At 71.6% G+C, this 14,083-nt stretch carries 14 protein-coding genes and 1 tRNA gene; 7 read left to right on the top strand and 8 right to left on the bottom strand.

Annotated elements, in window-relative coordinates; all coding sequences use genetic code 11:
* Positions 1-254: 254 nt before the first annotated feature.
* Both CWC38_RS08040 and CWC38_RS08045 read right to left on the bottom strand, forming a co-directional pair.
* Positions 255-1,094 (bottom strand): IspD/TarI family cytidylyltransferase, encoded by an 840-nt coding sequence (locus CWC38_RS08040; protein WP_240625163.1) that lies wholly within the window; start codon positions 1,092-1,094, stop codon positions 255-257.
* A gap of 31 nt (positions 1,095-1,125) precedes the next feature.
* Entirely contained in the window at positions 1,126-1,611 is a 486-nt protein-coding gene (locus CWC38_RS08045; protein WP_121846266.1) for a CarD family transcriptional regulator, read from the bottom strand.
* 252 nt (positions 1,612-1,863) lie between these two features.
* Between CWC38_RS08045 and CWC38_RS08050 the strand changes: the two genes are divergently transcribed.
* Positions 1,864-2,412 carry a hypothetical protein gene (locus tag CWC38_RS08050; protein WP_121846267.1) on the top strand — a complete coding sequence of 183 codons (549 nt, stop codon included), beginning with the start codon at positions 1,864-1,866 and terminating at the stop codon, positions 2,410-2,412.
* Positions 2,413-2,614: 202 nt separating this feature from the next.
* On the opposite strand, the gene CWC38_RS08055 is transcribed toward CWC38_RS08050, so the two are convergent.
* Positions 2,615-3,295: a winged helix-turn-helix domain-containing protein gene (locus CWC38_RS08055; RefSeq protein WP_121846268.1), complete on the bottom strand. Its 681-nt coding sequence runs from the start codon at positions 3,293-3,295 to the stop codon at positions 2,615-2,617.
* A complete protein-coding gene (locus CWC38_RS08060) occupies positions 3,292-4,485 on the bottom strand; it encodes a sensor histidine kinase (protein WP_121846269.1) in 1,194 nt (397 codons plus the stop codon). Before CWC38_RS08060 ends, CWC38_RS08055 begins: the two co-directional genes overlap by 4 nt.
* Before the next feature lie 223 nt (positions 4,486-4,708).
* Between CWC38_RS08060 and phoU the strand changes: the two genes are divergently transcribed.
* A complete protein-coding gene (phoU, locus tag CWC38_RS08065; protein WP_121846270.1) occupies positions 4,709-5,407 on the top strand; it encodes a phosphate signaling complex protein PhoU in 699 nt (232 codons plus the stop codon).
* A 71-nt stretch (positions 5,408-5,478) separates the two neighbouring features.
* On the opposite strand, the gene CWC38_RS08070 is transcribed toward phoU, so the two are convergent.
* A complete protein-coding gene (locus CWC38_RS08070; RefSeq protein ID WP_121846271.1) occupies positions 5,479-6,237 on the bottom strand; it encodes a phosphoglyceromutase in 759 nt (252 codons plus the stop codon).
* Between the two features lie 89 nt (positions 6,238-6,326).
* Between CWC38_RS08070 and CWC38_RS08075 the strand changes: the two genes are divergently transcribed.
* Positions 6,327-7,118, top strand: coding sequence for a class I SAM-dependent methyltransferase (locus CWC38_RS08075; RefSeq protein WP_240625164.1), 792 nt, complete (start codon positions 6,327-6,329; stop codon positions 7,116-7,118).
* 27 nt (positions 7,119-7,145) lie between these two features.
* On the opposite strand, the gene CWC38_RS08080 is transcribed toward CWC38_RS08075, so the two are convergent.
* Positions 7,146-7,496 carry a DUF2516 family protein gene (locus tag CWC38_RS08080; RefSeq protein ID WP_121846273.1) on the bottom strand — a complete coding sequence of 117 codons (351 nt, stop codon included), beginning with the start codon at positions 7,494-7,496 and terminating at the stop codon, positions 7,146-7,148.
* A 9-nt stretch (positions 7,497-7,505) separates the two neighbouring features.
* Positions 7,506-8,639: a trans-sulfuration enzyme family protein gene (locus CWC38_RS08085; RefSeq protein ID WP_121846274.1), complete on the bottom strand. Its 1,134-nt coding sequence runs from the start codon at positions 8,637-8,639 to the stop codon at positions 7,506-7,508.
* A gap of 142 nt (positions 8,640-8,781) precedes the next feature.
* On the opposite strand from CWC38_RS08085, the gene tmk reads away from it, so the two are divergent.
* The 4 genes from tmk (at position 8,782) to CWC38_RS08105 (ending at position 12,324) form a co-directional block, all read left to right on the top strand.
* Entirely contained in the window at positions 8,782-9,438 is a 657-nt protein-coding gene (tmk, locus tag CWC38_RS08090; RefSeq protein ID WP_121846275.1) for a dTMP kinase, read from the top strand.
* A complete protein-coding gene (locus tag CWC38_RS08095) occupies positions 9,435-10,562 on the top strand; it encodes a DNA polymerase III subunit delta' (protein WP_121846276.1) in 1,128 nt (375 codons plus the stop codon). The genes tmk and CWC38_RS08095 overlap by 4 nt, the downstream gene beginning before the upstream one ends.
* Positions 10,563-10,580: 18 nt before the next feature.
* On the top strand, positions 10,581-12,158 hold the full coding sequence (locus CWC38_RS08100; protein ID WP_121846277.1) for an alpha/beta hydrolase: 1,578 nt from the start codon (positions 10,581-10,583) through the stop codon (positions 12,156-12,158).
* A gap of 90 nt (positions 12,159-12,248) precedes the next feature.
* Positions 12,249-12,324 (top strand) — tRNA-Thr (locus CWC38_RS08105).
* 79 nt (positions 12,325-12,403) lie between these two features.
* Here the strand turns inward: CWC38_RS08105 and CWC38_RS08110 are convergent.
* On the bottom strand, positions 12,404-14,083 hold a 1,680-nt coding region (locus CWC38_RS08110), incomplete at its 5' end, for an HAD-IC family P-type ATPase (protein ID WP_240625165.1).

Here is a 14,083-nt window from a genome sequence, read left to right on the forward strand (position 1 = left end):
CCTGAGAGCACCTGTGAGTACCTGGGTGCCTGGGCGCCGGGGGATGCGGGAAACTCCGCGCGGGGGTCGTTCCGGTGGGCCTGGTCCTGGTGGCGCTGGGTGTCCTCGGTCATGGACCCATTGTGGCGGACGCGATCTCAGGGGCGGGCGTCGGGCGTGCAGTCCCCCACCAGGCGTGCAGGCACCCATGTCATTCGAGCGTCCTCACGTCCAGGCACCCCGGCACCCAGGCACCCAGGTACTCACAGGTGCTCTCAGGCGCGGGACTCGACCACCGCGCGGGCCAGCAGCAGGTCCACGGGGCGGGTGATCTTGAACGACTCCGCGTGCCCGGCCACGAGGTCCACCGGGTGCTCCGGGGCATAGCGCTCCACGAGGCTGGCGTCGTCCGTGATGCCCTCCGGGTCCCGATCCTGAGCCACGGCCCTGTGCGCCGCGTGCCCACGCGGAACCCCGGGACCGGCTGGTCCCGCGGGACCCGGGCCCTGGACACCCTCCTTCGCAGGGTTCGAGGGGGCAGGGCCGCTCAGCAGACCCGCCGCCGCATTGACCCGCTCCAGCAGCTCCCGTTCGAAGCCCTGGGGAGTCTGCACGGCCCGCAGTGCGGAACGGTCCACGGTTCCCGCGCTGCGGCCCTCGGAGTCCACTCCCCGCACGGTGTCCGTCACCTCGGTCACGGGCACCACGGCGCGGGAGCCGGCGGACAGCGCGGTGACCACGCGCTCGAAGACGGCGGGCGGGGTGAGGCAGCGAGCGGCGTCGTGCACCAGAACGTGCGTGGTGCGCCCCGGCAGTGCGGCGAGGGCGCGGGCCACCGACTGGGCACGTGTGGCTCCCCCGGTGACGGCTGCGGCGCCCATCCCGCGGGCCACGGCGCTGAGCTCGGTGTCCCCCGCGGGAACGGTGACCACCACGCTCGCCGCGGGCAGGGCCTCACGGACCGTGCCGAGCGCCCACTCCAGGAGGGTCCGCCCAGCCACGGGAACCAGGGCCTTGGGCATGCCGTACCCCAGCCGGGTGCCGGAACCGGCGGCCACGACCACGACCGCGAGCCCGTCCACCGTGGACGGGCTCGCGGTCTCGTGACGAGTCATGGTGAGCACTGGGCTCGGCGCGCGACGGTGGTCAGTCGGCGGAGAGGATGTCGTCGAGGCGCTTCTCCGCCTCTTCCTCGTCGATCTTCTTGGCCAGGGCCAGTTCGGACGTGAGGATCTGACGGGCCTTGGTCAGCATGCGCTTCTCGCCGGCGGATAGTCCCTTGCCGCGATCACGGCGCCACAGGTCGCGCACGACCTCGGCGACCTTGAGGACATCCCCGGACGCCAGCTTCTCGAGGTTGGCCTTGTAGCGGCGGGACCAGTTGGACGCCTCCTCGGCGTCCTGGGCCTGCAGCACGGCGATGACCTGCTTGAGGCCGTCCTCGTCCACAACGTCCCGCACACCCACGAGGTCCACGTTCTCCGCCGGGACCTCGATCATGAGGTCCCCCTGGGTGACCTTGAGCCGGAGATACATCTTCTCCTCGCCCTTGATGGTGCGAGTCTTGATCTCCTCGATGGTCGCGGCACCGTGGTGCGGATAAACGACCGTTTCGCCAACCTCGAAAACCATGCACAAACCCCTTTCAGCCCGCCAAGTCTACCACGGTGTATGATGCCCGATTCCTTGCTCCCCGGCTCGGGAAGTGTGCCCGCAGCGCCCTCGACGACGCCGCCGGGCCCCTCCCGGCGCCGCCCGCCAGCCCCTCGCGCCAGGCACGAACGCGCGCCATGAGAGGCGCGGGGATGCAGACGATCCGTGGCCAAACGGATAGACTCGTGGCAGTTTGTGTCCCACCACCAGAGAGCCCGAGGAGTTCGCGCCGTGAAGAACGCCGCCCACAAGAAGTTGCAGCAGCTCGGACTGGGTGCGGCAGCGCTTGCAGTCCTGACCGGCGTGAGCGGGTGCGCGTACATCAGCCCTCAGGCCACCACGGACAGCTTCGCCCCTGCGGACGGGGTGCAGATGGACCTCGGTGACGTGAAGCTGCGCAACGTGCTCGTGGTTGCCGAGGACGCGAAGTCCCAGGGCCGCGTGCTGGGCACCGTGATCAACGACGGCGACAGCGCCCAGACCGTCACCATGGACGCGGACGGCGCCAAGGCCACCATCGAGGTCCCCGCCAACAAGGAGGTCGTGCTGGAGAAGTCCAAGCCCGTCGTCCTCGAGCACGCCGGTGCTGAACCCGGTCTGATGGTGGACACCACGTTCACCGCGGGTGGCAAGGACAGCACCGTGTCGGTCCCCGTGCTGGACCACACCTACCCGCGCTACGCGTCCTTCGTCCCGGGCGGGGCACCCACCACGCCCGCCAACCCCTCGAACACGAAGGCTCCCGAGGGCCACGGCGAGCACGCCGAGGGCGGCCACTGATTCCTGGAACCTCCCGCAGAAGGGGGACCGCATCCACCACGGATGCGGTCCCCCTTCTGCATGGGCTCTGCCTCTCCGTGGGCGCGGCTCCTCCCTACGCGCGGCGCCGGTGCACGGGCGGCCGCCCCGCGACCACGTTGGCGGGCGACGCCGCCCGGCCGGGCGGCGGCGGGCGGCGGTGCCGAACCGGGCCGTTTCCCGCTCAGGGCTCGAACTTGTAGCCCAGTCCCCGCACCGTGACGATGTGCTGGGGCGCGGAGGGGTCCGGCTCCACCTTGGAGCGCAGCCGCTTGACGTGCACGTCCAGGGTCTTGGTGTCCCCCACGTAGTCCGAGCCCCACACCCGGTCGATGAGCTGACCGCGGGTGAGCACACGCCCCGCGTTGCGCAGCAGCATCTCCAGCAGCTCGAACTCCTTGAGCGGCATGGCCACCGGCTCGCCGGACACGTGCACCACGTGGCGCTCCACGTCCATGCGCACCGGGCCGGCCGACACCGTGGCGGTGATGAGCTCCTCGGGCTCGGAGCGGCGGCGCAGCACCGCACGGATGCGGGCCACGAGCTCCCGCGAAGAGTACGGCTTGGTCACGTAGTCGTCCGCGCCGAGCTCGAGGCCCAGAACCTTGTCGATCTCCGCGTCCTTGGCCGTGAGCATGATGATCGGCACGTTGGAGCGCTGCCGGATCTGCTTGCACACCTCCGTGCCGGACTGCCCGGGAAGCATGAGGTCCAGCAGCACGAGGTCCGCACCGGAGCGGTCGAACTCCGTGACGGCACTGATCCCGTCCGCCACCACGGCGACGTCGAAGCCCTCCCGGCCCAGCAGGTAGGCCAACGGGTCGCTCAGGGACTCCTCGTCCTCGACCATGAGAATCTGGGTCACGCGCGCTCCTCCACTTGATGGTGACGCTGGGCGCCGCGTGACCGCGGCGGCTCCGGCTGGTCTTCCGGGTCCTCCATGGCCGGCAGCACGAGGGTGAACGTGGAGCCCCGCCCCGGCTGGGACCACACGGACACCTCCCCGCCGTGCTGCGCCATCACGTGCTTGACGATGCTCAGGCCCAGCCCGGTCCCCCCGGTCTGGCGCGAACGGGCGCTGTCCACCCGGTAGAAGCGCTCGAAGATCCGGTCCTGCTCGGTCTCGGGGATGCCCGGGCCCTGGTCCGTGACGGTGATCTGCACGGTGCCACCGCGCTCCCGCAGTCCCACGCCCACCCGGGTATGCTCCGGGGAGTAGCGCACCGCGTTGTCGATCAGGTTGCGCACGGCCGTGACCAGCATGTCCGGGTCCCCGAACACCGGTGACCCGATCCGTCCGCCCACCTTGATCTCGATGTGCTTCGTCTCCGCCGCCAGCCGGCTGCGGTCCACGGCCTCGCCGACCGCGCGGTGCAGGTCCACGGTGGTGCCCTTGGCCACCACGTCCGTGCCCTGGAGCCGGGAGAGCTCGATGATGTCCTGGACCAGCGCGCTCAGCCGCAGGGACTCCCGCTGCAGGCTCGCGGCGAAGTGCCGCACGGAGTCCTGGTCCTCGGCGGCGTCCTCGATGGCCTCGGAGAGCAGGCTGATGGCCCCCACCGGCGTCTTGAGCTCGTGGGACACGTTGGCCACGAAGTCGTTGCGGATGGACTGCGCGCGCACGATCTCGGTCTGGTCGTCCGCGAGCAGCAGGATGTACTCGTCCGCGATGGTCACGACGCGGATGTCCAGCACGATGGACCCGCGCTGCAGCTGTCCCCGGGTGAGCTCCAGGCGCTTCTCCTCCACCACCCCGTTGCGGCGGGTGCGGCGGACCATGTCCAGCAGCTCCTGGTGCACCACCGTGTGCCCGCGGACCAGGCCGTACGCGTAGGCCGCCGGCGAGGCCCTGACCACGCCGTCCACTGCGTCCACCACCACGTAGGCGAGCCCGAGGGCCGCGAGGATCTCGGCGGTTCCCTCCGGGAGTGTGGGCTCCTGCACGTCCACGAACGCATGACGACGGCGCTGGCTCACCCGCACGGCGACCAGGCCGCTGATGCCCAGCAGGAAGCCGGTGAACCCGGCCAGCAGGGCAATCGTCGTCTCGCTCACGGTGCCAGCTTAGACGCCCCGCTCGGCCGTTCCCCCGCGGCGTGGCCCCGCCCGGGCCCGGTTCAGCCAACGTTCACCTGGGCATGGCGGTTCGTTCACGCCCGGCTGTGAATCTGGTGGGGCGTGTGCGAACTCGTCGTGCCGCTCCCCCCGGTGGCCCCCGAGCCCTGTGAGACGCGTAAGCTACGGGACCAAGAATTGCCCTGAACGAAAGGACGCCCCTGTGCGTAAGGTTTTCCAGGCCGAGCTCCACCAGGTCGGCGAAGAGCTGATCCAGATTGCCACGCTCGTGCAGAACGCACTGAGCAGCGCCCGCACCGCGTTCCTCGACGCCGACATCCAGGTGGCGGAGGAGGTCATCTCCAACGACGCCCGCATCGACTTCCTGCAGAACGACCTCGACGAGCGCTCCATCGACATTCTGGCCCTGCAGGCTCCCGTGGCGTCGGACCTGCGGATGATCGTGGGGGCCCTGCGGATGAGCGCCTCCCTGGAGCGCATGGGAGACCTGGCCCGCCACCTCGCGCAGCTCGCCCGGCTGCGCTTCCCCGAGCCCGTGCTCCCCGAGTCCATGCGGGGTCACTTCGAGCAGATGTTCGACATCGACCTCAAGCTGATCTCCCGCATGATCTCCGTCCTGGAGGACCGGGACATCAGCGAGGCGGACGAGATCTTCGCACTGAAGTCCGAGTTGAACCTCAAGCACCAGCGGGTCTTCGAGATGCTCGCGGACCCGAGCTGGGACTCCTCCGTGCCCACCGCGGTGGACGTCACCCTGGCCTCCCGCTACCTCGAGCGCATCGGGGACCACGGGGTGTCCGTGGCGCGGAAGGTCTCCTACCTCGTGACCGGTGACTGGGCGCCCGCCTCGGACACCCGTCCCACGGGGCACGGCCACATCGGCACCGACGCCGGCGAGTGACCCTCGCCCCCCGGTGTGACGAAACCCCCTGCCGCGCGACAGGGGGTTTCGACGTGCGGGGCGGGTGCTGACTACTTCTTGCCCTGGTTGGCCACGGCCTTGATGGACTCGGCGGCTGCGTCCGGGTCCAGGTAGCGGCCGCCCGGGGTCACGGGCTTGAAGTTCTGGTCCAGCTCGTAGAACAGCGGGATGCCCGTGGGGATGTTGAGCCCGGCGATCTCCTCGTCGGAGATCCCGTCCAGGTGCTTCACCAGGGCGCGCAGCGAGTTGCCGTGCGCCGCCACCAGGACGGTCCTGCCCGCCTTGAGGTCCGGCACGATCTGCTCGTTCCAGTACGGCAGGAAGCGCTCGAGCACGTCCTTGAGGCACTCGGTGCGGGGCAGGTCGGCCACGTCCGCGTAGCGCGGGTCCCCGGCCTGCGACCACTCGGAGGAGTCGTCCAGGGCGGGCGGCGGGGTGTCGTAGGAGCGGCGCCAGGTCATGAACTGCTCCTCGCCGTACTCCTCGCGGATCTCGGCCTTGTTCTTCCCCTGCAGCGCACCGTAGTGGCGCTCGTTTAGGCGCCAGGACCGCTTCACGGGGATCCACAGCCGGTCCGCGGCGTCCAGCGCGAGGTTCGCGGTGTTCATCGCGCGGCGCAGCAGGGACGTGTGCACCACGTCCGGCAGCAGCTGGTTCTCGGCGATCAGTTCGCCGCCCCGCGCGGCCTCGGCACGGCCCTGGTCCGTGAGGGGAACGTCCACCCACCCGGTGAACAGGTTCTTCTCGTTCCACTCGGACTGGCCGTGGCGCAGGAGGATGAGCTTGTGGTTCGCTGAATCGTTAGCCATGCCCCCATTGTCCCACCACCGCGGCCGCGGGGGAACGGGCGACGCGCACCGCCGCGTACAGTGACCGTGTGCCGTCTCAGCCCCGTCCTGTGGGATCCATCACCCGGGGAACCACCAACCCGAACCGGTTGCGCCGCGCGGACCGCTACCTCACGGGCGTGCTCGCCCCGGTGCTGCGACGAGCCCGCGACCCCCTCGTGGTGGACCTCGGGTTCGGTGCCGCTCCGCTGACCACGCTGGAGCTGGCGGACCGCGTCCAGGCCGTGCGCGGCGGCGTCGAGGTCCTGGGGATCGAGATCGATCCCGAGCGCGTGGCCGCCGCCCAGGTGCATGCCCGTCCCGGACTGTCCTTCCGCCGCGGGGGCTTCGAGTTGCCCACGGGCACCCGCTCACCGGTGTTCGTGAGGGCTTTCAACGTCCTGCGGCAGTACCCGGTGGAGGAGGTTCCCGCGGCGTGGCAGCTGGCGTGCTCCCGCCTCGCACCGGACGGCGTGCTCATGGACGGCACGTGCGACGAGATCGGCCGCCTGGCCACGTGGCTGTGCTGCACCGCGCAGGGGCCGCAGACGTTCACCGTGAGCATGCGCCCCGGGGCCTACGAACGCCCCTCGGACGTGGCGGCTCGACTGCCCAAGGTGCTCATCCACCGCAACGTGCCCGGCGAGGCCGTGCACGACTTCCTGGCCGCCGCCGACGCCATCTGGCTGTCGAACGCCCCGCTCTCGCCCTTCGGGGCGCGGCAGCGCTGGATCGCCACGTGCCGGGGCCTGCGCGCCGCCGGGTGGCCGGTGCTGCACGGTCCGCACCGCTGGCGGCTCGGTGAGGTCACCGTGCCGTGGTCCGCGGTGGCACCGCACGAGGGTTGGGACACCCACGACTGAGACCCCGCAGCGGGCTCGGGGCGCCCCCTACCAGTACCCGGGGTTCTTGGACTGACCCGAGACCGCCGGACGGACGTCCGCGAGGTACACGCCCGCGATGGTGGCCGCGATCAGCATCAGCAGCAGCGAGCCGGCTCCCGGAACGCCCAGGCGCACCAGGGACAGCGTGGAGAACACCGCACTGAACACGGTGACCACCGCGGCGCCGCCCGTGAGCGCGAGCCAGAAGGGCTTGGTGCGCTTCCACGCCCGTTCGAACTGCACCGCCGGGCGGCGGACGCAGTCCAGGACCGCGATCAGCGCGAGGACCGCCACCACCAGGGTGACGGCGTAGTCGAGGTAGTTCGCCAGTGCGAGGGCCCACGGATAGGAAGTCACGGGGCCAGTCTACCGATCGACGAGCCGGTCGAGTCCGGCACGCAGGTCCTGCCACAGGTCCTCGACGTTCTCGATGCCCACGGACAGCCGCAGCAGGTTCTCTGGCACGCTGCCCGGCTCGTCGTGGTGGCGTCTGCGCCGTTCCACGAGCGACTCCACCCCGCCGAGGGACGTTGCCGGGGTCCACACGCGCAGGCGCGACACGAGCTCCTCGACCGCGGCGGCGTCGTCGACGTGCGGCACCACCGCGAGCACCGCGCCGAAACCGCCGTGCATCTGGGCCGCCGCACGCTCATGGCCGGGGTCCTCCGGCAGCCCCGGGTAGCGCACCCGCGCCACGGCGGGGTGCCGCTGCAGCCGGTGTGCCAGCTCCGCGGCGCTCGCCATGGAGCGTTCGAGGCGCACGGCGAGGGTGCGGACGCCGCGCAGCGCGAGCCACGCCTCGAACGGGCCGGGGATTCCGCCCTCGAGCGAGCGCTGGGAGTGCAGCCGGTCCCGCAGCGGCTGCGAGGCGCACACCACCGCCCCCATGATCACGTCCGAGTGCCCCGCGAGGTACTTGGTGGCCGAGTGCACCACGAGGTCCGCCCCGAGTGCCAGGGGCTGCTGGAGCAGCGGTGTGGCGAACGTGTTGTCCACCGCGGTGAGCACGGCCCGCTCCCGGGCGCCGCGCAGCAGGGCGGGCAGGTCCGCCACCTCGAGCACGGGGTTGGTGGGACTCTCGATCCAGAGCATGTCCGCGCCGTCGAGAGCCGCAAGGGTGGCCGCGGTGTCCGCGATGTCCACGGTGCGCACGGTGAAGATGCCGCGGTCCTGCCACCGCCGCGCGAGCTGCAGGGTCCCCTGGTAGCTGTGCCGGGGAACCACGAGCGTCCCGCCCACGGGCACGAGGCTCAGCGCCCCGGTGATCGCCGCCATCCCCGACGCGTACGACAGTGCGGGACAGGGTGCTCCCTCGAGCTGCGCGAGGACGTCCTCGAAGGCCTCCCACGTGGGGTTCGTGAGCCGTGCGTAGGAGCGGTCGCCCTCGGCCACGGTGCCCACACCCCGGTAGGTGGACGTCAGCACCACGGGCGGGTTCACGGGGGCGTCGTGCGTGGGCTCGGGGCGGCCGCCGGCCACCACCACGGTGTCTCTGTGCATCCCCCCACACTATCGGCGCGTCGGGCGCCCACCATCTGCTCGGGCGGCCTGCGGGCGCCCTGCTCGGACGCACCGTGCGGTGCGCCCTGCCCACCCCGTGCGCGCCGTGTCGCTGTCGGGGGCGATCGCTACAGTGGGAGGCGTGAATCAAGCAGCACGCGGGGCCCTCATCGTGTTCGAAGGCGGTGACGGCGCCGGGAAGTCCACCCAGGTCACGGCCCTCGCGCACACGCTGCAGGATGCGGGGCACACGGTGACCTGCACGCGGGAACCGGGCGGCACACCCCTCGCCGAGGCAGTGCGCTCGCTCGTCCTGGACCCCACCAACGCCCCCGTCTCACCGGCCACGGAGGCGCTGCTCTTCGCCTCGGCGCGCGCGGACCACGTGGCCCGGCTGATCCACCCCGCCCTCGAACGGGGCGAGATCGTGCTCTGCGACCGCTTCGTGGACTCCTCCGCGGCGTACCAGGGCGCGGGGCGCGGGCTCGGGACGGCCGCGGTCCGCGGCCTCAACGAGTGGGCGCTGCAGGGGCTCGTGCCGGACCTCACCGTCCTGCTGGACGTGGACCACGCCACCGCCGAGTCCCGGCGCCGCTCCCGCGGGGTTGCGGCGGACCGCATGGAGTCCGAGGCCGCGGCCTTCCACGAGGCCGTGAACGCCGCCTTCCGCGACCTCGCGGAGCTCGCCCCCTCCCGCTACCTCGTGCTGGACGCCGCGGCACCTGCCGAGGACATCACCCGCGCGGTGCTGCAGCGCGTGTCCGCTCTGGTCCCGGCTCCCCCGGAGGCTGCACGGTGAGCGTCTGGGACGAGGTGGTCGGTCAGCCGCGCGTGGTGGAGCAGCTGCAGCGCGCCGCACGGGACAACGAACCCACCCACGCCTGGCTCTTCACCGGCCCGCCGGGCTCGGGGCGCTCCACCGCGGCCCGCGCGCTCGCGGCCGCCCTGCTGTGCGAGCACGGCACGGGCTGCGGCCAGTGCCACGCGTGCCGCACCGCATTCGCCGGGACTCACGCGGACGTCACCAACTTCGTCACGGAGAACCCCCAGATCAGCATCGAGGAGGCCCGCGAGCTCGTGGTGCGGGCCCAGGACCGCCCCTCCGTCGGTTCGTGGCGCGTGATGATCGTGGAGGACGCCGACCGCATGACGGAGCGCACCTCCAACGTGATGCTGAAGAGCATCGAGGAGCCTCCCCCGCACACCATCTGGCTGCTGTGCGCGCCCTCCCCCATGGACGTGCTCGTGACCATCCGCTCCCGCTGCCGCGCGGTGACCCTCAAGGTGCCGTCCCCGGAGGACGTCGCCCGCCTGCTGGTGGCCCGCCACGGTGTCAGCGAGCAGCGCGCCGTGGAGTGCGCGCGGCTCGCACAGTGCCACGTGGGGGTGGCCACGCGCCTCGCGCTGTACGACGACGCCCGCACGCGCCGCCAGGAGGTCGTCTCCCTCCCGCTGTCCATGCGGGGCGTGACCCAGGCCGTCCGTGCCGCGGACCGTCTCCACCGCCTGGCCGTGGACGAGTCCGCCGCGGACGCCGAGGCGCGCAACGACGCCGAGCGCGCGCAGCTTCTCGTGTCCATGGGCGCACCCGAGACGGGACGCGTGCCACCCGCCATCCGGGGTGCCCTCAACCGACTGGAAGCGGACCAGAAGCGACGCTCCCGCCGCATCCAGACCGACACCCTGGACCGCTTCCTGATCGACCTCACCACGTTCTACCGGGACGTGCTGAGCGTGCAGCTGGGCACGGGGATGCCGCTGATCAACCTGCACCTGGAGGGGCAGATCCGCGGCTACGCCACCAACACCCCGGCGGAGCAGACCCTGCACAAGATCGACGTGATCAGTGAGACGCGGCGCCGGATCCGCACGAACGTGAGCGCGCAGCTCGCGTTCGAGGCCATGATGGTGTCCATCGTCTGACCCCTCCGAGAGGCCCCCGTGACTTCCTCCCTCCCCCGCCGCGCGGCGGTCCTGCTGTGCGCCGCGGCACTGTCCCTCACCGCCTGCTCGAGCGGGGGCGCTCCCTCCGACCCCGCGGCGAGGGGCACGGCGGACCCGGACGTCACGGCGGGCACGGACACCGCGCTGCAGCGGTACTACACCCAGTCCCCACAGTGGGGTCAGTGCGAGCGGACCTCCGAGGAGCAGGAGTTCCCCCGTGGCCTCGAGTGCGCCGGGATCACGGTTCCCGTGGACTACTCGGACCCGGGGGCCGGTGACACCACCGTGACGATCGCGCGTCTCGAGGCCACCGGTTCCGGTTCCCACGGAGCGCTGTTCCTCAACCCCGGCGGCCCCGGTGGGTCCGGCGTGGACATGATGGCCTCCGCGGAGTACTTCACCTCCCAGCAGACGCGCAGGAACTACGACCTCGTGGGCTTCGACCCCCGAGGGGTGGGCCGCTCCGACGGGATCAGCTGCCTCACCGACCGGGAGATGGACGAGTGGCGCGCCGAGCCCGCCTTCGACCCCCGCAGGGAGTCCCTGGACGACGTCCGCGAGAACTCCCGGGAGATCGGGCAGAAGTGCCACGAGCACTCCTCCGCGGTGGTGTCCCACATGGACACCCAGAGCGTGGCCCGGGACCTGGACGTGCTGCGCGCCGTGGTGCAGCAGCCGACCACCCACTACCTGGGGTTCTCCTACGGAACGGAGATCGGCGCGACCTATGCCCACCTCTTCCCGTCCCGGACCGGCCGGATGGTCCTGGACGGGGCGGTGGACCCCACCCTTGACGACCGGGCCTCGTCCCTGGCCCAGGCCAGGGGCTTCGAGGACAACCTCCGGCACTTCGTGGCGGACTGCCAGCAGACCACCCGGGACTGCGCGGTGGGAGGAAAGGACGTGGACGCCGGAATCCGCCAGATCCAGGACATGCTCGCCACCACCGCCGAGGGGCACGCCAGGGCCTCCGACGGCCGCCCCGTCACAGCGACCAACGCACTGGAGGGCATCCTGGTGCCCCTGTACTCCACCACCGCGTACCCGCAGCTGAACTCGGCGCTGTCCCAGGCCTTCGACGGGAACCTGGACCAGCTCATGGCCTTCTCCGACTCCAACCACGGACGCGGTGCCTCCGGGAAGTACACCTCCAACGTGTCCATGGCCTTCACCGCCGTGAGCTGCCTGGACGCCTCCCCGGAGCGGGTCACCGACGAGCAGATGGGGCAGGCCGCCCGTGAGCTCACCCAGCAGGCCCCGACGTTCGGCCCGTACCTGGGCTACGGTGCCGCCGCGTGCCAGGGGTGGCCCGACAAGCCGGTGACCCCGCTCCCCGGCTACCGGGCGGACGTGGCAACACCCGCCCTCGTGGTCGGAACCACCCACGACCCGGCCACGCCGTACCCGTGGGCGCAGTCCCTCACCGAGCAGCTGGGGGACGCCCGGCTGCTGACCCACGAGGGCTACGGCCACACGGCCTACACCTCCGGTGAGCCGTGCGTGACGGGCGCCGTCGACGACTACCTCCTGGACGGCACCTTGCCCGAGGAGGGGACCACGTGCGGGGCCGGCTGAGCCGCGGATCGCCCCGGCGCTAATTGGTGGTGCCGCGCCGCCATCTGATAATGTTTCGGCGTGCATCTGGGGTCACCGCATCCCGGTCACGCCGCCTTAGCTCAGTCGGTAGAGCGATTCACTCGTAATGAATAGGTCGCCGGTTCGATTCCGGCAGGCGGCTCCACCACGAAACGCCCCGTCACCGCACCGGTGACGGGGCGTTTCGCGTGTTCCGGGGCCTCTCCCCCGCGCGAGAGGTCCGCTCAGTGCGTCCGGGCGCCCGCCTCGGTGCGCCGCGCCCGCTCGTCGGCGGCGTGGGCCTCCGGCTGGGACCGGCGCAGCCAGCGGGTGTGGACACGGAAGTTGATCTCCACCAGCAGCGAGCCCACGGCGGCGATCGCGAGGCCGGCCCAGAGCAGCGAGGCGTGGGGCAGCTCGAACTGGTGGTAGGTGAGCGAGATCGGGATGACCAGCACCAGCAGAAGCCCCGCGTACATCCCCAGGACCAGCGCCAACCGCACCACGTTCAGCGGACGGGCGCCCACGCACAGCACCCACAGCCCCACGAGGACCAGCACCAGGAAGTTGGACGTCTGAAAGGCCTGCGTGCTCGCCGCTGGGTCCAGGGTGCGCTCGTAGTAGTTCAGCGCCACTACGCACAGCGTCACGATGGCCGCGCTCGGCAGGGCGAAGTGCAGCGACCTGCGGAGGTACCCTGGGACGTAGCGGCGGGTGTTCGGGAGCATGGTCAGGATGAAGGACGGGAAGCCGATCATCAGGGCGTCCGCCGTGGAGTACTGCCGGGGCAGGAACGGGAAGGTCCACGCGAGCAGCCCCAGGACCACCCCCATGAACACCGCGAATCCGGTCTTGGTGAGGAACAGGTTGGTCACGCGCTCGATGTTGGCGATGATCTTCCGGCCCTCGCCGAGCACCGCGGGCAGCCGGGAGAACTGGCCGTCCAGCAGCACGAGCCGGGAGACCGCCTTGGTGGCGGGCGCCGCATTGCCCATGGCGATCCCGAGGTCCGCGTGCTTCAGGGCCAGGGCGTCGTTGATGCCGTCCCCGGTCATCGCCACCACGCGCCCGCTCCGCTGCAGACCGGTCACCATGTTCTTCTTCTGGTGGGGCGACACGCGTCCGAACACGCTGTGCTCCAGGGCGGCACGGTGCAGCACCTCGCCGTCCTCCGGCAGCTCGCTCGCGTCCACCGCCCCGTGGGAGACGTCCATCCCGGCCATCCGCGCGGCGGCCGCCACGGTTGCGGGGTTGTCACCCGAGAAGACCTTCAGGTCCACCCCCTGCTCCGTGAAGTACGCCAGGGTCTCCCGGGCGTCCGAGCGCACCTGTTCCCGGAAGGTGATGAGGAACTGGGGGGACTGGTCCGCGGGGAGCTGCTGCGCCGCCCGCGGTGCGGTCCGGGGCCCGCTCGGGTCCTCCATGACCAGGTGCTCCGCGTGGGACAGCACCATGGTCCGCATGCCTGCGGCGGCGAGACGCTGCGCGTGCTCCCTGGCCTCCCGGTGCCGATCGGCGCCCAGCAGCACCTCGGGTGCCCCCAGTATCCACGCGCCCGAGTCCGCGAACTCCACCCCCGAGAAGCGGTTCGCGGAGGAGAACCCCAGCACGGCCACAGGGGGTTCGGGGTGAGGGTGCTCGAAGCCCTCCGCGAGCGCGGCTGCCGTGGGATTGGCGTGCGGATCCGCGCCGAACCACGCGAGTGCCGCGGCGGCGTCGGGCGCCGGGTCGATGACGCCCGCGGCCACGTCCTGGACGGGGTCGCCCGCGGCCTGCGCCCCGGCTGCCCCGGAGACCCCGGGGGAAGCGGGTGCGGCACCTCGGACGTCCACGCCGCCGCGGACGACGCCGCCCGGTCCGGTCCCGCTCTCAGGGGCTCCCGTGGCCCGGGGTGCGCTCAGGGCCACGGGGGCGGCGGGAACGAG

This window comes from Kocuria tytonicola (assembly GCF_003687455.1).
GTDB lineage: Bacteria > Actinomycetota > Actinomycetes > Actinomycetales > Micrococcaceae > Kocuria > Kocuria tytonicola.